The sequence below is a fragment of the Massilia sp. UYP11 genome (assembly GCF_050434805.1).
Taxonomy (GTDB): Bacteria; Pseudomonadota; Gammaproteobacteria; order Burkholderiales; family Burkholderiaceae_D; genus Telluria.
In genome coordinates this window covers 179,855-200,718 of sequence record NZ_JBNDJE010000006.1, presented here as the reverse complement: position 1 = coordinate 200,718, position 20,864 = coordinate 179,855, and the positions used below count along the sequence as shown (strand labels likewise).

At 68.3% G+C, this 20,864-nt stretch carries 14 protein-coding genes; 5 read left to right on the top strand and 9 right to left on the bottom strand.

Annotation, left to right across the window (positions count from 1 at the left end; genetic code table 11):
• The first annotated feature begins 247 nt into the window (after nt 1-247).
• Nucleotides 248-997, top strand: a complete 750-nt coding sequence (locus ABIB38_RS12375; protein ID WP_429204224.1) for a DUF6345 domain-containing protein — start codon at nt 248-250, stop codon at nt 995-997.
• 3 nt (nt 998-1,000) lie between these two features.
• Nucleotides 1,001-1,945 (top strand): hypothetical protein, encoded by a 945-nt coding sequence (locus tag ABIB38_RS12370; RefSeq protein WP_429204223.1) that lies wholly within the window; start codon nt 1,001-1,003, stop codon nt 1,943-1,945.
• Nucleotides 1,946-1,962: 17 nt separating this feature from the next.
• On the opposite strand, the gene ABIB38_RS12365 is transcribed toward ABIB38_RS12370, so the two are convergent.
• The 7 genes from ABIB38_RS12365 to ABIB38_RS12335 all read right to left on the bottom strand — a co-directional run bounded on the left by ABIB38_RS12365 (nt 1,963) and on the right by ABIB38_RS12335 (nt 12,239).
• Nucleotides 1,963-4,662: a molybdopterin-dependent oxidoreductase gene (locus ABIB38_RS12365; protein WP_429204222.1), complete on the bottom strand. Its 2,700-nt coding sequence runs from the start codon at nt 4,660-4,662 to the stop codon at nt 1,963-1,965.
• Nucleotides 4,663-4,674: 12 nt separating this feature from the next.
• Complete coding sequence (locus ABIB38_RS12360; protein ID WP_429204220.1) at nt 4,675-5,904, bottom strand: NAD(P)/FAD-dependent oxidoreductase; 1,230 nt, start codon at nt 5,902-5,904, stop codon at nt 4,675-4,677.
• Entirely contained in the window at nt 5,901-6,248 is a 348-nt protein-coding gene (gene nirD / locus ABIB38_RS12355; protein ID WP_429204219.1) for a nitrite reductase small subunit NirD, read from the bottom strand. The genes ABIB38_RS12360 and nirD overlap by 4 nt, the downstream gene beginning before the upstream one ends.
• 10 nt (nt 6,249-6,258) lie before the next feature.
• Nucleotides 6,259-8,796, bottom strand: coding sequence for a nitrite reductase large subunit NirB (nirB, locus tag ABIB38_RS12350; protein ID WP_429204218.1), 2,538 nt, complete (start codon nt 8,794-8,796; stop codon nt 6,259-6,261).
• Between the two features lie 20 nt (nt 8,797-8,816).
• Nucleotides 8,817-10,118: an MFS transporter gene (locus ABIB38_RS12345; protein ID WP_429204217.1), complete on the bottom strand. Its 1,302-nt coding sequence runs from the start codon at nt 10,116-10,118 to the stop codon at nt 8,817-8,819.
• 269 nt (nt 10,119-10,387) lie between these two features.
• Nucleotides 10,388-11,557: a CmpA/NrtA family ABC transporter substrate-binding protein gene (locus tag ABIB38_RS12340; protein ID WP_429204216.1), complete on the bottom strand. Its 1,170-nt coding sequence runs from the start codon at nt 11,555-11,557 to the stop codon at nt 10,388-10,390.
• 37 nt (nt 11,558-11,594) lie between these two features.
• On the bottom strand, nt 11,595-12,239 hold the full coding sequence (locus ABIB38_RS12335) for an ANTAR domain-containing response regulator (protein ID WP_429204215.1): 645 nt from the start codon (nt 12,237-12,239) through the stop codon (nt 11,595-11,597).
• 677 nt (nt 12,240-12,916) lie between these two features.
• Here ABIB38_RS12335 and ABIB38_RS12330 point away from each other — a divergent pair.
• Entirely contained in the window at nt 12,917-15,310 is a 2,394-nt protein-coding gene (locus ABIB38_RS12330) for a prolyl oligopeptidase family serine peptidase (RefSeq protein WP_429204213.1), read from the top strand.
• A gap of 154 nt (nt 15,311-15,464) precedes the next feature.
• Here ABIB38_RS12330 and ABIB38_RS12325 read toward each other — a convergent pair whose 3' ends face one another.
• Both ABIB38_RS12325 and ABIB38_RS12320 read right to left on the bottom strand, forming a co-directional pair.
• Nucleotides 15,465-16,706 (bottom strand): M20/M25/M40 family metallo-hydrolase, encoded by a 1,242-nt coding sequence (locus tag ABIB38_RS12325; protein WP_429204211.1) that lies wholly within the window; start codon nt 16,704-16,706, stop codon nt 15,465-15,467.
• Nucleotides 16,703-17,971 carry a urate hydroxylase PuuD gene (locus ABIB38_RS12320; RefSeq protein WP_429204209.1) on the bottom strand — a complete coding sequence of 423 codons (1,269 nt, stop codon included), beginning with the start codon at nt 17,969-17,971 and terminating at the stop codon, nt 16,703-16,705. The genes ABIB38_RS12325 and ABIB38_RS12320 overlap by 4 nt, the downstream gene beginning before the upstream one ends.
• A 129-nt stretch (nt 17,972-18,100) precedes the next feature.
• On the opposite strand from ABIB38_RS12320, the gene ABIB38_RS12315 reads away from it, so the two are divergent.
• The gene (locus ABIB38_RS12315) at nt 18,101-19,039 is read left to right on the top strand and encodes a LysR family transcriptional regulator (RefSeq protein ID WP_429204208.1); all 939 of its coding nucleotides are present in this window, start codon (nt 18,101-18,103) and stop codon (nt 19,037-19,039) included.
• 13 nt (nt 19,040-19,052) lie between these two features.
• The gene (locus ABIB38_RS12310; protein WP_429204206.1) at nt 19,053-20,819 is read left to right on the top strand and encodes an allantoate amidohydrolase; all 1,767 of its coding nucleotides are present in this window, start codon (nt 19,053-19,055) and stop codon (nt 20,817-20,819) included.
• Nucleotides 20,820-20,864: the final 45 nt, after the last annotated feature.

Below are 20,864 nucleotides of genomic sequence, written 5' to 3'. Positions count from 1 at the left end.
AAGCGCCTTGGCGGCGACTCTGATCGAAACAAGCTTGCTCATATTGCATAAGACCGCGCAACAATGAGCAAGTTCGAGCTGACTGTAAAAAGCCCTGCGGCGTTGCTGCCTCCCGGATACGCAATTCTCGCGAAGACTGATCTTCGCCAGAGCCGCCGCGTCCGCTCCGACTACTGTTATCGCTAGCTACCCCGCCGTACCCACCAGGGTGCGGCGGCATGGCTTTCCGATACGAAAGGAGAACCTCATGGCAAGGTTCGGCGTAGAAGCAATCCGGTATTTCAACCATGCGCGCGCCGCCGGCGTGAGCACGGCGGGAGACTTGACGTACACCTTTAACAGAAGCAACGGTTTCGACAGCAAGCTGCGCTCGGCCGGCCACACGCGCGCGTTCTACTGGGCCAATACCGACGTCTGGGAGACCGACATCCGCGACGTCGACCAGGGCGGCAGCGACCGCAACTGGGTCGACGACGTCGACCTGTTCTGGATCGAGACGCATGGCAACTCCGAAGCCGACGGCCGGGCGCGCATGCTGTACGACATCGCCCACAGCGAATGGTGCACCTGGTCCGATCGGTGGCAACTCGGAGAAGACTGGAACAGCGAATGGGTGATGGCCTATTCCTGCCACACGGTCAACCTGGGCGCCGTCACCGGCCTGTGGAACATCTTCGCGCGCCTGCACATCTATTGCGGCGCCTGGGGCGATATGTTCGACGGCATCACCACCGACGAATGCGGCGAGGACGTGGCCGACAACCTGGTCGACGGCGACACCGTCTCCAGCGCCTGGCACGACGGCGTGTCCGACTGGTGGGTCGACAACCATCCGGTCACCGTCTGCGTGGGCGACGCCGCCACCTGGAACGGCGGCGCCATCCGCTGGGATCTATCCGCCCTGAATCGCGACCACCTGTGGGGACACGGCAGCGTGAGTCCCGACCTGGCGCCGGCGCAGCAGGCATGTCTCTTGTGGAAGTGGACGGAGGGCTGAACCATGAACCAGCAAACCCTGATCGATACCTTGACGAAGACCGGCGCGCATGCGGTCCCCGGCCGCGCCGACGTGATCGCGCTCACCCCGCTCACCCGCGACGACGCACGCGCCGGCATGAACCGCTTCCTGACCGCGCTGCACGAAGCCGACATCTGCCGCCACGACCGCGCCAACCTGGCCGACCGCGGCGAACGCAGCGTGGTGCACCTGCCCGATGGCGCGCGCGCCGTGGTCTACCACGCCTCGGGCGCGCTGCAGTACGTGTCGGGCCTGGCGCCATTCCAGGCGCCGTGGCAGCGCCTCGAAGAAACGCCGGTGCTCGTGCGCCAGCTGGAACAGGCGGCGCAGCGCATCGACATCGGCGCCTGGGTCGGCGAGCGCGGCAGCCTCGCCTTCGAGCGATTGTGGCAGACCAAGGCGCGCGGCAGCGACCGCGACCGGAAGCTGTCGGACACACTGCTGGTGCGCGCCACCGGCGCCTGGCGCCATGCGGTGGACGGGATTCCGGTGCTGGGCGCCGCCTCGGTGGCGCTGCGCCTGGCCGGCGACGGCACGGTCGACGCGCTCGCGCTGCGCATCCGCCACAGCGACGCCGAGGTGCTCGACAGCGCGCCCGTCATCGAGGCCGAACTGGCGGCGCGCCAGCTGGCCGGGCGCCTGGCCAGCGTGCTGGGCAAGTCGAAGGACAGGCTGCCGAACGACGTCGTGCAATCGGCCACGATGCGCTTCGGCTACCTCGACCTGGGCAAGCGCAAGGCCCAGCGCGTGCTGGCCCCGGCCTACGTGGCGCAGGTCGTGCTGCAGCACCGGCTCGAGCGCCAGGCCTATGTGCTGGCGGTGTCGGCCACCGAGCGGCCATATATCGAGCTGCCGCTGTTCGGCAACGAGGCGCCGGTGGTGCGTTCGCGCGGCCTGCATCCGGAGTGCCGCGATGACGCGTCATGACAAGCAGCGTGATCCGGTCACGCCACGGCTGAGCGCACCTCCTGCAGCAGCGCCCTGATCTCGGGCACGCACGATCCACAGTTGCCGCCGGCCCGCAGGCAGGCGGTCACCTCGGCCGGCGTCGTCAAGCCCTGCTTGTCGATCGCCGCGCAGATCGTGTTGCGGCCGACGCCGAAGCAGGAGCAGACGGTCGGCCCCGGGTCCGGCCCCAGCGCCGGCGCGCGGCCTGCCAGCAAGGTCGCGCGTTCGCGCGCGCTCAGCGCGGGTTGCGCGAACAGTCCGCCGAGCCAGGCGCGCGCCGGCAGATCGGGCCGGCGCGACGCGAACAGGCAGGCTTCCAGGCGTCCATCGACCACGAGCGCCGCGCGCAGCGTGCCTTCCGACTTGTCCTCGTACTCGATCCAGTCGGCGTCGTCGTCCGCCCCGAGCAGCGTGCGCGCCAGCGCGGGCGACACCGGCTCGCGGCCACCCAGCTCGTAGCGCAAAAAGCCGCTGCCGCGCACGCGTGTCCAGTGCGCCACCCGCTCCAGGTTCAGTTCCGTGCGGCTCAGGATGAAGCCATGCCAGGCGACGCCGAACGGCTCCACCCGCACCGGCGTGTGCTTGAACTCGGGCTCGCCCGACACCGGGTCGACTTCCGGGTTGACCAGGGCGCCGACGCGGGCGTCGGACGCGGTTTGCCCATTCCAGTGGATCGGCACGAAGACCGCGCCGCGCGCGATGCCGCCGCCATGCGCCACGCGCGCCACCATCGCGCCCCACCGCGAGCTCACGCGCGCCAGTTCGCCCTCGCGCACGCCGGCCAGCAGGGCGTCGTGCGGATGCAGGTCGACGAACGGTTCCGGCGCATGGCCGGCCAGCCGCGGCGACTTGCCGGTGCGCGTCATCGTGTGCCACTGGTCGCGCAGGCGCCCGGTGTTGAGCGCCAGCGGATACTCGCCGCCCGGCGCGTGCACGGGTGCGCGCGGCGTGGTCGCGACGAAGCGCGCCTTGCCGTCGGGGTGGGAAAAGCGGCCGTCGCCGAACAGCCGCGCGGCGCCCTCGGTCGGCGAACTGAGCGGCCATTGCACCGGCTGCAGCGCGTCATAGGCCGCGCGGTCCATGCCGACCAGCGGATCGAGCCGGAAGGCGCGCCGATAGCCTTCTTCACCATTCTTCCAGGTGGACAGGCGCGCGTGCTCGTCGAAGATCGCGTGTGCGCCCTCGTAGTCGAAGCCGGCGAAGCCCATGCGCCGGGCCACGTCGCACAGCGCCTGCCAGTCGGCGCGCGCCTCGCCCGGCGCCGGCAGGAAGGCGCGCTGGCGCGAGATGCAGCGCTCGGAGTTGGTCACCGTGCCATCCTTCTCGCCCCAGGCCAGCGCCGGCAGCGCCACGTGCGCGTACGGCGCGACGTCGGTGTTTCCCACCACGTCCGATACCACCACCAGTTCGCAGGCGGCCAGCGCGCGCCGCACCTGGTCGGCGTCCGGCATGCTGACCACCGGATTGGTGGCCATGATCCATACCGCCTTGACCTTGCCCGCCTCCACCGCGCGGAACAGGTCGACCGCCTTCAGGCCCGGCCTGGCGGCGATGCGCGGCGCCCCCCAGAAGCCGCGCACCGCCTCGCGGTGGTCGGCGTTGTCCAGGTCGAGGTGGGCCGCCAGCATGTTCGCCAGGCCGCCCACTTCGCGTCCGCCCATCGCGTTCGGCTGGCCGGTCAGCGAGAACGGGCCCATGCCGGGCCGGCCGATGCGGCCGGTGATCAGGTGGCAGTTGATGATGCTGTTGACTTTGTCGGTGCCGCTCGAGGACTGGTTCACGCCCATCGAAAACGCCGTCACCACCTTCTCGGTGCGCGCGAACAGCGCATAGAAGGCGCGCAGCTGCGCCGGATCGACGCCGCAGGCCAGCGCCACCCCATCGACCGGGTCCGCCTGGCCATCGATCCCGGCCGCGTCCAGCGCCGCTTCCAGCCCCTCGGTGTGCGCCGCGACGAAATCATGATCGGCCGCGCCCTCCCACGCCAGATAGGCCAGCAGGCCGTTGAACAGCCGCACGTCGCTGCCCGGCTTGAGCGGCAGGTGCAGGTCGGCCAGTTCGCAGGTGGCCGTGCGGCGCGGGTCGAGCACCACGATCTGCAACCCGGGACGCGCCTCCTTCGCCTTGACGATGCGCTGGAACAGCGTCGGATGGCACCAGGCGGCGTTCGAGCCGACCAGCACGATCAGGTCGGCCAGTTCGAAATCCTCGTAGCAGCCCGGCACCACGTCTTCGCCGAAGGCGCGCTTGTGGCCGGCCACGGCGGACGACATGCACAGGCGCGAGTTGGTGTCGATGTTGGCGCTGCCGACGTAGCCCTTCATGAACTTGTTGGCGACGTAGTAATCCTCGGTGAGGATCTGGCCCGAGACGTACAGCGCCACCGCGTCCGGTCCGTGCTCGGCGATGATGCGCCCGAAGCCGGCGGCGACGGTGTCCAGCGCCTCCTCCCAGCTGGCGCGCGCCATGGCGCCGTCGCGGCGCACGGCCGGATAGAGCAGGCGACCATCCAGGCCCAGCGTCTCGCCCAGGGCCGAGCCCTTGACGCACAGGCGGCCGCGACTGGCCGCATGGTCGGCGTCGCCCTCGATCAGCGCCCCGCCGTCGTCCAGCGGCGTGGCTTTCACGCCGCAGCCGACGCCGCAGTAGGGACAGGTGGTGCGAACTTGTTGCAGCGGGATCGGCATGTGCGACATGGGTAGCTTTCTCTAGGCGGCCTGCGCTTCACACAGTGCAGGGCCGAACAACAATCGATCGCGCAGCGCCGACACGTCGGCCCCACGCTGGATCAGGTCGAAATACCAGGGACCATCGAGCACGTCGCCATACAGCACGGCGCCGGTGATGCGGTTCCCCTCGAGCACCAGGCGTTTATAGATGCCGGCGCGGCGGTCGCGCAGGACCAGGTCTTGCGTGCCCGCTCCGCCGACGATGTTGCCCACCGAATACACATCGATGCCGGTGACCTTCAGCTTGGTCGCGGTGGCCTGCTGCACGTAGCGGCGATGGCCCAGGCCCGCCAGGTGGGCGGCGCACACGCGCGCCTGGTCCCAGATCGGCGCCACCAGGCCGAAGGTGGCCTTGCGGTGCTGGACGCATTCGCCCACCGCGTAGACGCGCGGGTCGTAGCTCTGCAGGGTGTCGTCCACCACGATGGCGCGCTCGACGTGCAGGCCGGCGGCGCGCGCCAGCGCCACGTTGGGACGCACGCCGGCCGCCATCACCACCAGGTCGGCCGGCACTTCCAGGCCGTCGGCGAAGCGCACGCCTTCCACCTTGCCGGCGCCGAGGATCGCTTCGGTCTCGGCGCCGAGCAGGATGCGCAGGCCGCGCCGCTCCAGCGCGCCTTTCAGCAGCAGCGACGCGTCGACGTCGAGCTGCTGGTTGAGCAGGCTCCCGGTCAGGTGCACCACGGTGACGTCCATGCCGCGCCGCAGCAGGCCGTTGGCCGCTTCCAGCCCGAGCAGGCCGCCGCCGATCACGACCGCATGCCGGCCCTCGCGCGCCGCCTGCAGCATGGCGTCGACGTCGTCCAGGTCGCGAAAGCCCACCACGCCAGGCAGGTCGGCGCCCGGCACCGGCACGATGAAGGGTTGCGAGCCGGTCGCCAGCAGCAGGCGGTCATAGGCCACTTCCTTGCCCGAGTGCGCGCGCACGATGCGCCGCTTGCGGTCGATCGCCACCACCGGATCGCCCGCATGCAGGGTAATGCCGTGCTCCTCGTACCAGCCGCGCGGATGCAGCACGATCTCGTCCGCCGTCTTCTCGCCGGCCAGGACCGGCGACAGCATGATGCGGTTGTAGTTCACGCGCGGCTCGGCGCCGAACACGGTGATGTCGTACAGATCGGGCGCCAGCGCCAGCAGCTCCTCGACGGTGCGCATGCCGGCCATGCCGTTGCCGACCACGACCAGCGAAGGCTTGATGGTCGGGCTCATACGGCGACCCACACCTGTCCGGCCTCGATCCGCGCCGGATAGCTGGCCACCGACTGCGCCGGCGCTTCCAGGCACTCGCCGCTCTGCAGGTCGAAGTGCTGCTTGTAGATCGGCGAGGCGACCACGATACGCTCGCCGATGCTGCCCACCAGCCCGCGCGACAGCACGGCGGCCTGCGAGTTCGGATCGTAGTTATCGATGGCGAACACGCGCGGCTCGGCGTCGCCGACGCGGAACACCGCCACCTGGCGGCCGTTCAGCAAGGCGCACACGCCGGTATCGGGCACGATCTCGTCCACGGTGCAGACGGCGGTCCAGGTATCTGGTTGAAGATCACGGTGCATGGTTGCTCCTTCAGGCTGCGGTGGCGATGGGAATGACGCGGCGGCGTTCGTCGAAGGTGGCCGGACGCACCTGGCCGCGCTCGGGCACGAACACCACGTTTTCGTCGACCTGCGTGCTGTTGACGAAGTGGCGGAAGCGGCGGCGCACTTCCGGATCGGTGACGGCTTCCTTCCACTCGCAGGCGTAGGTGTCGACCACGTGCTGCATCTGCGCTTCGAGTTCCTGCGCGATGCCGAGGCTGTCGTCGACCACCACCGCCTTCAGGTAATCGAGACCGCCTTCGAGGTTCTCGCGCCAGGTGCTGGTGCGCTGCAGGCGCTCGGCGGTGCGCACGTAGAACATCAGGAAACGGTCGGTCAGGCGCACCACTTCTTCCTCCGTGAGGTTCGAGGCGATCAGTTCGGCGTGGCGCGGCTTCATGCCGCCATTGCCGCACACGTACAGGTTCCAGCCCTTGTCGGTGGCGATCAGGCCGACGTCCTTGCCCTGCGCTTCGGCGCACTCGCGGGTGCAGCCCGAGACGCCGAACTTGATCTTGTGCGGCGCGCGCAAGCCCTTGTAGCGGTTCTCCAGCGCGATGGCGAAGCCGACGCTGTCGCCGACGCCATAGCGGCACCAGGTCGAGCCGACGCAGGATTTGACGGTGCGCAGTGACTTGCCGTAGGCGTGGCCCGATTCGAAGCCGGCCGCGATCAGCTCTTCCCAGATCGCGGGCAGCTGGTCCACGCGGGCGCCGAACAGGTCGACCCGCTGGCCGCCGGTGACCTTGGTGTACAGGCCATACTTCTTGGCCACCATCCCCACCGCGATCAGGCCGTCGGCCGTGACCTCGCCGCCCGGCATGCGCGGCACCACGGAATAGGTGCCGTCCTTCTGGATGTTGCCGAGGAAGTAGTCGTTGGAATCCTGCAGGCTGGCGTGCTTCGGGGTCAGGACGAAATCGTTCCACACCGAGGCCAGGATGTTGGCGGCGGTCGGCTTGCAGACGTCACAGCCGAGGCCCTTGCCGTGGCGCGCCAGCAGCGCGCCGAAGTCGCGGATTTCCCCGACGCGCACCAGGTGGTACAGCTCCTGGCGCGAATAGGGGAAGTGTTCGCACAGGTGATTGTTGACCGCCACGCCCAGTTTCTTCAGCTCGGCATTGAGGACTTGGGTTACCAATGGCACGCAGCCGCCGCAGGCGGTGCCGGCCGAGGTGCAGCTCTTGAGGGCGCCGATCGTGGTCGCGCCGCCGGCCACCGCCTCGCACAGCGCGCCCTTGCTGACGTCGTTGCACGAGCAGACCTGGGCCGTGGCGGGCAGCTTGTCGACGCCGATCGCCGGGCGCGCGCCGCCACCGTCGGGCAGGATCAGGTATTCCGGCGCTTCCGGCAGCTCGATCTTGTTGAGCATCGTCTGCAGCAGCTCGCCATAGGCGGACGCCTCGCCCACCAGCACGCCGCCCAGCAGGTATTTGCCGCAGCTGGACACGACGATCTTTCGGTAAGTCTGGCGACGTTCATCGAGGAATTGATAGCTGCGGCTGCCCGGCGTGGCGCCGTGGGCGTCGCCGATGCTGGCCACGTCCACGCCCATCAGTTTCAGTTTGGTGCTCATGTCGGCGCCGACGAAACCGCACTCCGTGTCCAGCAGATGGCGCGCCGCGGTGCGCGCCATGTCGTAGCCCGGCGCGACCAGGCCATACAGCTGGCCGCGCCAAGAGGCGCATTCGCCGATGGCATAGACGTTCGGGTCCGAGGTCTGGCAGCGGTCGTCGATCACGACGCCGCCGCGCGGGCCGGTCTCGAGCCCGGATGCACGCGCCAGCTCGTCGCGCGGGCGGATGCCGGCCGAGAACACGATCATGTCGGTGTCCAGGTGGGTGCCGTCCGCGAACTGCATGCGGTGGGTCGCTTCCTCGCCATCGACGATGGCCAGCGTGTTCTTGCCGGTATGGACGCCGACGCCCAGCTCTTCGATCCGGGTGCGCAGCACGCGCGCACCGGGATCGTCGACCTGCACCGCCATCAGGCGCGGGGCGAATTCGACCACGTGGGCTTTCAGGCCCAGGTCGCGCAGCGCCTTGGCGCATTCGAGGCCCAGCAGGCCGCCGCCGACCACGACGCCCGACTTCGAACGCGCGCCGGCTTCCTGCATGGCCTCCAGGTCTTCGATGGTGCGATAGACGAAGCAATCCTTGCGATCGGCTCCCGGCACCGGCGGCACGAAGGGATAGGAGCCGGTGGCCAGCACGAGGCGGTCATAAGCGACAGCCGAACCGTCGGCCAGGGTCACCGTCTTCGCCGCGCGGTCGATCCCGACCACTTTGGCATTCAGGCGCAGCACCATGCCCGGTTCGGTTTCCGCACGCTCGAAAAAGCCCGGCGTCACCAGCGAGAGGTCGTCCGCACTCTTGCCGGCGAAAAATTCGGACAAATGAACGCGGTCGTAGGCCGGCCGCGGCTCTTCGCCCAGCACCGTGACGCGCAAGTCTTGCCGCCCGCTGGCGGCCAGGGTTTCGAGGAATTTGTGGCCCACCATGCCGTGGCCGATGACGACGATATGCATTTTCTGCTCCCTGTTGGACGTTACGCTGCTGCCGGCGCACTGCCGGCGCCGACGATGGTGGTATTGCTGAATCGGGCTGCGATGGCGCAGACGCTGGCGACCAGCACCAGGCCGCTGAGGATCGTGAGCGTCTGCTTGATGTCGCCCGTGCCCTTCATCAGGAAGCCGGCCGCCACCGCGCCGACGTTGCCGCCGGCGCCGACGATGCCGGCCACGCCGCCCAGCGCCTTCGGTGCGATGAACGGCACCAGCGCATAGGTGGCGCCGCAGGCCATGTGGGTGAACAGGCCGAATACCAGCATCGCGATCACGGCGAACACGACGCCCTCGGACTGGGCGAACCACAACAGGCCGAGGCCTTCGCCGATCATCAGCACGAACAGCACGGTCACGCGGCGGTTCAGGTCACCGGAGAGCGCGGCCTTGTCCGACAGCCAGCCGCCCAGGGAGCGGGCGAACAGCGCCAGCAGACCGAAGCTGGCGGCCGCCATGCCGGCCTGGCCCAGCGTCAGGTCGAAGTGATCGACGTAGTACACGGCGGCGATGTTGTGGATGAAGATCTCGATGCCGAAGCAGGCGCCATAGGTGACGAACAGCAGCCAGGCGCGGTAGTTGCGGCAGCCGGCGACGAAGCTCGCCCAGCCGCCCTTGCCGCCGCCCTCCGGCATGCGGCCGGTCTTGCGCAGCTCGTCGTAGTTGCCGGCCGGGCAATCCTGCGTATAGCGCCAGTAGAAGAAGGCCATCACGATCATCATCACGCCGGGCACCACCAGCGCCAGGCGCCAGCTCAGCGACTGGCTCACGCCCAGCATCACGATGGCGGTGAGCATCAGCGGCATGACCGCCTGCGCCGCGCCGCCGCCGGCATTGCCCCAGCCGGCCGCCGTCGCGTTGGCGGTGCCGACCACCTTCGGTCCGAACATGACGGAGGTGTGGTACTGGGTGATGACGAAGCTGGCGCCGACCGCGCCGATGCCCAGGCGCGCCAGCAGGAACGCTTCGTAGCTCTGCGCCAGCGCCACGCCCAGCACGGGAATCGCGCCCAGGAGCAGCAAGCCGGTATAGGTCTTGCGCGGGCCGTAGCGGTCGCACAGTGGCCCCACCAGCAGGCGCACGAAGATGGTGATCGCGACCGCCGCGATATTGATGTTGGCGATCTGCTCCATCGAGAGCCCGAACTCGCCCTTGATGACCGGCATCAGCGGCGCGCAGGCGAACCAGGCGAAGAAGCAGACGAAGAAGGCGACCCAGGTCAGGTGGAAGGCGCGCATGGGCGCGCCCTGGAAGGAAAAGAGCTTGATGCTGTCCGCTTTGCTGGCCATTGTTCTTCCTTTGAAAACGAAAAGGCGTCCGCGCTTGCTGCCGTGGGCAGTAGCTGCGGACGCCGTTGTCCTGTTGCCGTCCCCGCGTTGGGCCGGCGCTAAGTGAGAGTCTTGAAGAGAATCGCCATTGATCCTGTCATGGGTATGAGCAAGAGGCGTGCCACCCGGGGTTCACGGGCGTACGCCGACAGGTCGGACCTGGATGCGGCGCCAGGATGCTGCATTGCAGTGCAGCGCTCCCCACGATGATGCACCTGCGTGCACCGCGTTCAGGATGCGCCAGGTGCGCCGGCCCAGGCCTGCGGGTCGCTGCCGTCCCATACGCGGCCGCCCAGCAGGGTCGAGCTGCGCATCGGGGAGGCGGGCAGCATCGTGCCGGTGCGTTCGGCCGCCTCGCGGTACAGGTCGATGCGGCTGACCTGGGCCGCCAGCGCCTGGTAGGCGGGCGCTTCGCGCAGCAGGCCCCAGCGCCGGTGCTGGGTCATGAACCACATGCCGTCCGACAGCCACGGGAAGTTGGCCTCGCCGTCGGCATGAAAGCGCAAGCCGTTGTGGCCGCGCCAGCCGCCGTGCCCACGATGCTCGTCGGTATGGCGGCCGGCCAGGCAGAACTGCAGCGTGTCGCGGCTCGCATTGACATAGGCGGGGCTGGCCAGCACCTCGGCCGCGGCTTCGCGGTTGGTGCGCGAGGCGTCGAGCCAGCGCGCGGCTTCCAATAGCGCCGCGATCATGGCGCGGCAGGTGTTCGGATGGCTGGCCGCGAAGTCGGCGCGCGTGCCCAGCGCCTTGCCCGGATGGTTCGGCCATACCTGTTCGCTGGACGCGGCCTGGACCCCGGCGCCGTCGCGCTGCGCGCGCTGGCCCCACGGCTCGCCCGCACAGAAACCATCCATATGCCCGGCCGCCAGGCTGGCCGCCATCTGGCTGGGGGGCACCGTCACCGCCTGGCAGTCCACGAGCGGGTCGATGCCATGCGCGGCCAGCCAGTAGTACAGGAACATCGCGTGGTTCCCGGTCGGGAAGGTGTGGGCCAGGGTGAGCTTGCGCCCTGTTTCGTCGATCTCGCGCCGCAGCAGGCCGGGGTCGCGCGCGGCGTTGGCGAGCGCGCGCGACAGCGTGATGTTCTGGCCGTTCTGGTGCAGGTTCATCAACACCGCCATATCGCACTGCTGGGTGCCGATGCCGTTCTGGATGCCGTAGACCATCCCGTACAGCGCATGGGCCGCGTCGAGCTGCTGGCCGATCAGGCGGTCGCGCATGGCGGTCCAGGACAGCTCGCGGGTGAGCTCGAAGCGCACGCCATGCCGCTCGTCGAAGCCGAGCACCGACGCCATCACCAGCGGCGCGCAATCGGCCAGCGGCATGAAGCCGATGCGGACGGTCTCGATCTCGGGGCGGTCGGTGCCGGCGATCCAGGCTCCCCTGCCTGCCAATGTCATACGTCTCCTTGTCGTTGTATGGATGGAAGGTGCGGGCCTAACCCAGCAGGTCTTCCACGTCGATCAGGCGCTGCGCGACTTCCGCCAGCTTCAGGTTCTTGTTCATCGCCAGCGTGCGCAGGCGCTGGTAGGCCTGCTCCTCGGTCAGGCTGTAGCGCGTCATGAGCAGCCCTTTGGCGCGGTCGACGGTCTTGCGTTCGGCCAGCTTCTGGCGCGTGTCGCTCAGCTCATCGAGCAGCTTCTGCTCGCGCCGGAAGCGCGCCAGCGCGACGTCCAGCACCGGCTTGACGCGCTCGGCCTGCAGGCCGGCCACGATGTAGGCCGAGACGCCGGCGTCCATCGCCGCGTCCATGCTGGCCGGCGCATCGTCCTCGGTAAACAGGACGATCGGCCGCCGCGCGTCGCGGGTGGCGATCACGATGTGCTCGAGCACGTCGCGCGCGTCGGACTCGCTGTCGGCGATGATCAGGTCGGGCTGCAGCTGGGCGATGCGCTCGGGCAGGAACACGTCGGCCGGGAGCGAGGCGATCAGGTCGTAGCCCGATTCGAGCAGGCCGATGCGCAGCGCCGTGCTGCGCCGCGCCTGCGCGGCCTGGGCGGCGTCAGGGTCGGTGCCGGGTGCGGTTGCGGAAAGCACGACGACGATCCGCAGGTGTGGTGATGCACTGTCTCGCGATTTCATGCGCATACTATATGCAAGTTCCGCACCAGGCGCGAGCACCGGTGATGCCCAGTGCCCTTCTTATGCGAAACCCGGGGTGCAAGATATTCGCACCACGAATATCTTGCATGAGAGCAACTTAACAATCATTCACCAAGCGTATCGCTGGAATCACAAATCTAAAGTTTGCTTATGACGAAGACGCCCCTATACTGCAACGCAACATCGAAGTATCTATCTCAGGGGAACAATCATGACTGCAGCCATCCAACGCACCCGCTTCTTCGCGACAGCCATCTCGGCCATCCGCAGCTTCTCGCAAGAACTCTACGTCGCCCACGGCGGCTACGCGCCGGCAATGCGGGGCTGATCATGCACCCGCTCGAATATCTCACCATCGCCCTGGCCGTCGTGGCCGTGGCAGCCCGGGTCGCCATGTTCCTGCCGCGCCCGCCAAAAGGCCCGTTCAGGGCCATGTAAAGCAAGGTTTCATTGCGGCGCACCACGGCCGCGATAAGCCATCCGCATCCAGCGCCGGCCGTACTGACGTACCGCCGGCGCTTGTCTTTACAGCAAAAAAAACCTGTCATGATTCGTGGTCGCGGCGAGTGCCTGCGCTAGAATGCATGCGCATTTCTGGCAAGCATCTTTGGCAAGCACCATTGGCAAACAAGCCATTTCACTCATCAGACTCCCCCATGCGAACACCTGCACTTACCCTGTTTGCGGCCTCCTTCGCCGCACTGATCGCGCTGCCGGCGGCGGCATCCACCCCCATCACCCTCGACCAGGCCATGAGCCATCCAGACTGGATCGGCACCCCGGTGGAAGACGCCTGGTTCAGCTGGGACGGCAAGCAGGTGTACTACAAGCAGAAGCGCACCGGCTCGCCGGTGCGCGACGTGTTCGAGGTCGCGGCCGGCCAGGCCCGGCTGGTCGCGGACGCCGAGCTGCCGAAGATCGACAGCGCCGACGTGGTCTACAACCGCAACAACAGCCGCATGCTGGTCCTGCGCAACAACGACCTGTTCGAGCGCGACCTCAAGTCGGGCCAGCTGGTGCAGGTCACGCGCGGCGCCAGCCGCATCACCGCCGCCCAGTACACGGCGGACGAAGCCGCGGTCCAGTACCGCATCGGCAACGACTGGTATGTGTGGGACCGCGCCAGCCGCGTGACCGGCCCGGCCGCCCTGCCGCGCGCCGCCAAGGACCCGAACGCGCCCGAAGACGATCCCTACCGTTCGACCGAGCTGCGCCTGATCGAGCACCTCAAGCGCCAGAAGGATGACCGCGACGCCCTGCGCGCGCGCACCGACGAACTGCGCCGCGCCGACGCCTCGATGGCGCCAAGCCCGGTCTACCTGGGCGACAAGGTCACCATCGAAGGCAGCTCGCTGTCGCCCGACGGCCGCTGGCTGCTGGTGGTCACCGCCGCCAAAGGCGCCGACAAGGGCCGCGCCGGCAAGATGCCGCGCTACGTGAACGAATCGGGCTACGAGGAAACCGAAGACGTGCGCACCCGCGTCGGCCGCAACATGCCGGTGCCGCATGCACTGAAACTGGTCAATCTGCGCACCAACAAGGTGCAGGACATCGCCTTCGACGCACTCCCGGGCGTCAACGTCGACCCACTGGCCGAACTGCGCGCCGCCGCCAAAAAAGATCCGCTCAAGGGCAACCGCCCGGTGGTGGTCTCGGGTGGCCGCAACGCGATCGACTGGAGCGCGAACGGCGCCAGGGTCGCCGTCATGCTGCGCGCGGTCGACAACAAGGACCGCTGGATCGCCAGCGTCGACCTGGGCGCCGCGAAGCTGCAACCCTTGCACCGTCTGACCGACGGCGCCTGGGTCAATTACGACAACGTCGAATTCGGCTGGCTGCCGGACAACCGCACGCTGTGGTACCTGTCCGAGGAAAGCGGCTACTCGCACCTGTACACCAGGGACAGCCTGAGCGCCGCCGCCCCGCGCGCCCTCACCACCGGCAAGTGGGAAGCCAGCGACGTGCGCTGGACCTACGACGGCAGCACCGCCTACATGCTGTGCAACCGCGACAACCCGGGCGACTACGAAGTCTGCGCCGTGAATGCGAATGGCGCGAATGGCGCGCCCGAGGTTCGCGAAGTGACGAAGCTCGACGGCGTCGAGAAATTCGCCCTGTCGCCGGACGAGAACAAGCTGCTGGTGCACTGGTCGTCCAGCTATACCCCGATCCAGATCGCGACCGTGCCGCTGTCGGGCGGCAGGGGCGGCGAAGCGAGCAAGCTGACCGACACCCGCACGCCGGAGTTCAGGGCGCGCGAATGGATCCAGCCGCAGTACGTGGCCGTGCCTTCCAGCGCCGGCGGCGACCCGGTCTGGGCCAAGCTGTATCGTCCGGCCCAGCTCGAGCCGGGCAAGAAGTATCCGGTCGTGATGTTCGTGCACGGCGCCGGCTACCTGCAGAACGTCAGCCACCGCTATCCGAACTACTTCCGCGAGCAGATGTTCCACAACCTGCTGGTGCAGAACGGCTACGTGGTGCTGGACATGGACTTCCGCGCTTCGAAAGGCTACGGCAGCAAGTGGCGCACCGCGATCTACCGCCAGATGGGCCATCCGGAACTGGAAGACTACATCGACGGCGTCAAGTACATGGTGAACCAGCACCAGGGCGACGCCGCCAACGTCGGCATCTATGGCGGCAGCTACGGCGGCTTCATGACCTTCATGGCCCTGATGCGCGCGCCGGACACCTTCAAGGCCGGCGCCGCGCTGCGCCCGGTGACCGACTGGACCACCTACAACCACGAGTACACCGCCAACATCCTGAACACCCCGGACATCGACCCGGAAGCGTACAAGAAGTCGTCGCCGATCGAATACGCGCACAACCTGAAGGGCCACCTGCTGATCTCGCACGGCATGATCGACGATAACGTGTTCTACCAGGACTCGGTGCGCATGGCGCAGCGCCTGATCGAGATGAAGAAGGACAAGTGGGAACTGGCGAGCTATCCGCTGGAGCGTCACGGCTACGTGCAGCCGGAGGCGTGGTATGACCAGTACCGCCGGATCTATGAACTGTTCGAGCGCTCGCTCAAGCAGAAGTAACCCGCACCGCTGACACGTCGTTCCCGCGCAGGCGGGAACCCAAGTTATTTAGCACGCCATATTGTCAAGCGAAGTGGCATAGCTGGAGACTTAGGTTCCCGCCTCCGCGGGAACGACGTTTTTGAGCCAGGAATAGAATCGGGCCGGCGGTGTTTCAGGGCCGTGGGCCCAGGAAGTCGAGCAAGGTCAGTGCCACTACCTTGGTCGCGCGGCGCAAATCCTCCAGCAGCAGACGCTCGTCGGCCTTCTTGGCGTTCGACTCCTCCACCGTGCGCGGCCCGGCGCCATACAGCACCGCCGGGATGCCATGTTCGCCATACAGCCGCGCATCCGCATACAGCGGCGTGCCGTGCGCGGGAATCTCCTCGCCCATGATCGCGCGGCCATGACGCTGCAGGCTCGTCACCAGCGGCGCCACGCCCGGCAGTGGCCGCAGCGCCTGCGACAGCAGCAGGCGCCGGATCTCGAGGCGGATGCCGCCCGCGCCGCGCACCGCCTCCTCGATCAGCGCGCGCACCTGCGCCTCGACCAGCGCCGGGTCTTCTTCGGGAATCATGCGCCGGTCCAGGCGCAGCACGACCTTCCCCGGCACCACATTGGTGTTGGTCCCGCCGTCGATGCGCCCGACGATCATGGTCGGCGAGCCGATGCCAGGCACGGCGCTGCGGATCTCCTTCAGGCCGGGCAGCGCGCCATAGATCGCATTGAGCACTGTCGTGGCGGCCTGCAGGGCGTCGACCGCCATCTCGGGCATCGCGCCATGCCCCGCCCTGCCGTGCACGGTCACTTCCAGCTGCAGGCAGGCATTGTGGGCGGTGACGATGCCGTAGCCGAAGCCGGCCGCGATCACGTAGTCGGGCCGCGTCAGGCCCTGCTCCAGCAACCAGCCCGGCCCCAGCAGGCCGCCGACTTCCTCGTCGTAGGTGAAGTGCAGTTCGACCGCGCCCGATAAAGGCAGGCCCAGCGCCTCCAGTGCGCGGGTCGCGAACACGTAGGTGGCGAAGTCGCTCTTCGAGACCGCCGCCGCGCGCCCGTACAGGTAACCATCTTCGATCACGGCGCCGTACGGCGGCCGGGTCCAGCCTTCGCCCGGCGGCACCACGTCGCCGTGGGCGTTCAGCGCCAGCGTCGGGCCGCCGGCGCCGTAGCGGCGGCGCACGATCAGGTTGGTGATGCTCTCCAGGCCATGGTCGCGCACCTGCTGCGCCGGCACCGCATGGCGCTCGACCGGCCAGCCGGCGGCCTCCAGCGTGGTCGCCACCGCCTCGGCATGCGGCGCGTTATTGCCCGGCGGGGTATCGGTCGGGATGCGCACCACCTCCTGCAGGAAAGCCACCTGTTCGTCGAAGTGCGCGTCGATCCAGCCGGTGACGCGCTCGTGCAAGGGATTGTTCATGGGGCCTCGTCTGCGTTTGTTTCTGCGTTCGTGATGGCGCCGGCCTCGAACCAGGCTCCCACCTGGGCGCGTTCGGCATCGGTCATGTGGGTGAGATTCGCCAGCGGCATCGCCTTCAGTTGCACCGTCTGCTGGTAGATGCGGGCCGCATGCCGGCTCACCAGCTCCGGCGTGTCGAGCATCACGCCGCCCGGCGCCGCCGCGAAACCGGGCTGGGTCGGCTGCTGCGCGTGACACGACACGCAGCGCTGTTCCATGATCGTGCGCACCGTGGCAAAGCGCGCGGCGGCGTCAGGACCGGCGGCAGCCGCCGCCGCCGGATCGGCGCTGGCCCGCGGCGGCGGCGCCAGCACGACCGCCAGCGCCAGGAGCAGCGCCACGCCCGCGGCCGGATAGCGCCATGCGGTGCGGCCCTTGTGGCGCAGGTTGAAGAAGTGGCGGATCAACACCCCGGCCAGCATGATCACGCCCAGCACGGCCCAGGCGTGCGGGTGATTGTAGGTCATCGCATAGTGGTTGCTGATCATGATGAACAGCACCGGCAGGGTGAAATAATTATTGTGGACGCTGCGCTGCTTGGCCTTGATGCCGTGGGTCGGGTCGGGCTTGTCGCCCGCCAGCATGGCGTTCACCATCTTGCGCTGGCCCGGAATGATCAGCATCGCCACGTTGGCCACCATGATGGTGCCGATCATCGCGCCCACGTGCAGGTAGGCGGCGCGGCCGCTGAGCAGGTGGGTGAGCACCCAGCTGCTGCCGACCAGCAGCAGCCAGATGGCGGCGCCGAACGCCAGCTGGTGCTGCGCCAGCTTCGTCCGGCACAGCAGGTCGTAGACGATCCAGCCGGCCACCAGGCTGCCGATGCCGACGCCGACCGCCTGCCAGCTGGTGAGGTCTGCCACGCTGCGGTCGACCATCATCGCCTTCGCGTTCAGGTAGTAGACCACCACCAGCAGCGCAAAGCCCGAGAGCCAGGTGGAATAGGCTTCCCACTTGAACCAGTGCAGCTCCGGCGGCAGCTCGGCCGGCGCCACCAGGTATTTCTGCGGGTTGTAGAAGCCGCCGCCGTGCACCGCCCACAGTTCGCCGGACACGCCCTTGCGCTCCAGCTCCGAGCCGGGCGCGGGCGGCCTGATGGTGTTGTCGAGCCAGACGAAATAGAAGGAGGCGCCGATCCAGGCGATGCCGGTGACGATGTGCAGCCAGCGCAGCAGCAGGTTGAACCACTCCAGGGCATAGGGCGCCAGGTATCCGGTATCGAACATGGGCTTCTTTCATGAATGCGGTACGGCTGAGATGGATCGAAGATACGCCGATTCCAATTTCTGCGACATGAAATTTAGCGTATATTCGACATATCTTTCTTGATATACGTGCCACCTCGGCCGCCTGCGATGTCCAGCCTGCCCCGCAACCTCGACCTGCATCTGATCCGCATCCTCTACCTGCTGCTGGTGGAGAAGAACGTGTCGCGGGTGGCGCTCAAGCTGAACCAGCCGCAGCCCTCGATCTCGGCGTCGCTGCGTAAACTGCGCGAGCTGACCGGCGACCCGCTGCTGGTGCGCGGCGCGCGCGGCATGGTGCCGACCCAGCACGGCGAGAGCCTGTTGAAACCGGCCAAGCGCATCCTCGACGAGGCCGAGAGCCTGTTCGTGCGCAAGGCGCCGTTCGTGCCCGAGCAGGCGGCGCGCACCTTCCACATCGCCGCCCCCGACTATCTCGACGCGCGCTTCCTGCCGAACGTGGTGGCGCTGCTGCGGCGCGGCTCGCCCGCCAGCCGCGTCGTCATCCACGCCCTCGGCCCTGGCCTGGACTACCTGCGCATGCTGTCCGACGGCGACATGGACCTGGTCATCGCCAACTGGGACGAGCCGCCCGCCCACCTGCACATGTCCAAGCTGTTCGAGGATCCGATCATCTGCACCATGCGCGCCGACAGCCCGTATGCCAGGCGCACGGCGCCGGACGCGATGACGCTCGAGGACTACCTCGACCTGCCCCACGTGGCCCCGACCCAGATGCTGCCGGGCTACCACGGCGTGATCGACGCCTGGCTGGAACGCCACGGCCTGCGGCGCCGGGTGGCGGTCGAGTCGCCCTATTTCGGCGTGATTCCGTATATGCTCACCCAGAGCGACCTGGTGCTGACGACCGGCCGCCAGTTCATCCGCGCCTTCGAGAAGACGCTGCCGCTGAAAAGCTTCACGGTGCCGGTCAAGTTTCCGCCGATGCGCTTCTACCAGCTGTGGCACCAGCGCGTGCACCAGTCGACCGAACACAAATGGCTGCGCGACCAGGTGAGCAGCGCGGCAAGGGCCCTCAATCAACAATAGCCAGGAGTAGACGATGTTGACGATCCAGGAGCTGAACCGACTCGACGCCGACGCTTTCACCAAAGCGCTGCATGGCATCTACGAGCATTCTCCCTGGATCGCGCAGCGCGCCGCCGCGGCCAGCCCCTTTTCCACCCTGGCCGCGCTCAAGCTGGCCTTGCAGGCGGCGGTCGACGGCGCGACCGGCGACGAACGGTTGGCGCTGCTGCGCGCCCATCCCGAGCTGGCCGGCAAGGCCGCCATCGCCGGCCAGCTGACGCTTGAATCGAGCGGCGAACAGGCCGCATCAAATCTGGACCGCTGCACGCCCGAAGAATACGCAAGGCTGCACGCGCTCAACGCGCAGTACAACGAACGTTTCGGCTTTCCCTTCATCCTGGCCGTGAAAGGCCCGACCGGTCGGGGCCTGGCGCGGCAGGGCATCATCGACACCTTCGTGCGCCGCCTCGACAACGCGCTGGACGACGAGCTGCGCGAAGCGCTGCGCCAGGTGCACCGCATCGCCGAGATCCGGCTCAACGCCCTGCTCGGCATCGAACCCTCCGTCGGCGTCACCGTGATGGACTGGTGCGAAACCCTCGGCGCCATCAGCGACAGCGATGCGGACCTGACCTGCTCCTACCTGACGCCGGCCCACCGCCGCACCGCCGCGGCCATCGCCGGCTGGATGCGCGACGCCGGCATGGCGGTCCACGTCGACGCCGTCGGCAACGTGGTCGGCCGCTACGCCGCCGCACGGCCGGGCGCGCAGACCTTGATCACCGGCTCGCACTACGACACCGTGCGCAACGGCGGCAAGTACGACGGCCGGCTCGGCATCCTGCTGCCCATCGCGCTGGTCGCCCGGCTGCATCAGCGCGGCGAGCGCCTGCCCTATGATCTCGAGGTGATCGCCTTCGCCGAAGAAGAAGGCGTGCGCTATCGCAGCACCTTCCTCGGCAGCGGCGCCGTGGCCGGCGGCTTCGATCCGGCCCTGCTCGATGCGCGCGACGCCGACGGCATTCCGATGCGCGACGCGCTGGCGGCCGCCGGCCACGATCCGGCCGCCATCGCCGCCATCGCGCGCGATCCCGCCGGCGTGCTCGGCTTCATCGAGGTGCATATCGAGCAGGGACCGGTGCTGCTCGAGCGCGGCCTGCCGTTGGGCGTGGTGAGCGCGATCGCCGGCAGCTCGCGCTACCTGGTCGAACTGAAGGGCGTGGCCAGCCACGCCGGCACCACGCCGATGGGCATGCGGCGCGATGCCGCCGCCGCCGCTGCTGAAATTGTGCTGCTGGTGGAAAGCCGCTGTCACGGTCCGACGTCGCTGGTGGGGACGGTCGGCCAGCTGGAGGTGCCGGCCGGCTCGGTGAACGTCGTGCCCGGCGCCTGCCGCCTGTCGCTCGACATCCGCGCCGCCGACGACGAGACCCGGCTGGCGGCGGTGGACGACATCCTGGCAGGCATCAGCGCCATCTGCGCGCGGCGCGGCATCCAGGAAAAACTGTACAAGCTGCTCGAGATCGACGCCGTGCCCTGCGCGCCGCGGCTGATGGGACAGCTGGCGGCCGCGGTCGAACGCGCCGGCCTGCCGGCGTTCCAACTGCCGTCCGGCGCCGGCCATGACGCGATGCGCATGGCGCAGCTGACCGAGGTCGCGATGCTGTTCGTCCGCTGCGGCAATGGTGGCATCAGCCACAATCCGCTCGAGACCATGAGCGCCGACGATGCCGATGTCGCCGGCGCGGTGTTGCTCGACTTACTGCGCCACTTTACTCGGACGGCAACGCCGGCAGCGTAGGCGTCGTCAGCGGCTTCTGCGCCGACCTGTCGCCCGCGGTGACCG

Coding starts and splice junctions, on each gene's coding strand:
- ABIB38_RS12345 (WP_429204217.1), bottom strand. CDS start 10,118: ATGGCCAGCAAAGCGGACAGCATCAAGCTCTTTTCCTTCCAGGGCGCG.
- ABIB38_RS12360 (WP_429204220.1), bottom strand. CDS start 5,904: ATGAGCCCGACCATCAAGCCTTCGCTGGTCGTGGTCGGCAACGGCATG.
- nirD (WP_429204219.1), bottom strand. CDS start 6,248: ATGCACCGTGATCTTCAACCAGATACCTGGACCGCCGTCTGCACCGTG.
- nirB (WP_429204218.1), bottom strand. CDS start 8,796: ATGCATATCGTCGTCATCGGCCACGGCATGGTGGGCCACAAATTCCTC.
- ABIB38_RS12320 (WP_429204209.1), bottom strand. CDS start 17,971: ATGTTCGATACCGGATACCTGGCGCCCTATGCCCTGGAGTGGTTCAAC.
- ABIB38_RS12370 (WP_429204223.1), top strand. CDS start 1,001: ATGAACCAGCAAACCCTGATCGATACCTTGACGAAGACCGGCGCGCAT.
- ABIB38_RS12335 (WP_429204215.1), bottom strand. CDS start 12,239: ATGAAATCGCGAGACAGTGCATCACCACACCTGCGGATCGTCGTCGTG.
- ABIB38_RS12330 (WP_429204213.1), top strand. CDS start 12,917: ATGCGAACACCTGCACTTACCCTGTTTGCGGCCTCCTTCGCCGCACTG.
- ABIB38_RS12315 (WP_429204208.1), top strand. CDS start 18,101: ATGTCCAGCCTGCCCCGCAACCTCGACCTGCATCTGATCCGCATCCTC.
- ABIB38_RS12340 (WP_429204216.1), bottom strand. CDS start 11,557: ATGACATTGGCAGGCAGGGGAGCCTGGATCGCCGGCACCGACCGCCCC.
- ABIB38_RS12365 (WP_429204222.1), bottom strand. CDS start 4,662: ATGTCGCACATGCCGATCCCGCTGCAACAAGTTCGCACCACCTGTCCC.
- ABIB38_RS12310 (WP_429204206.1), top strand. CDS start 19,053: ATGTTGACGATCCAGGAGCTGAACCGACTCGACGCCGACGCTTTCACC.
- ABIB38_RS12375 (WP_429204224.1), top strand. CDS start 248: ATGGCAAGGTTCGGCGTAGAAGCAATCCGGTATTTCAACCATGCGCGC.
- ABIB38_RS12325 (WP_429204211.1), bottom strand. CDS start 16,706: ATGAACAATCCCTTGCACGAGCGCGTCACCGGCTGGATCGACGCGCAC.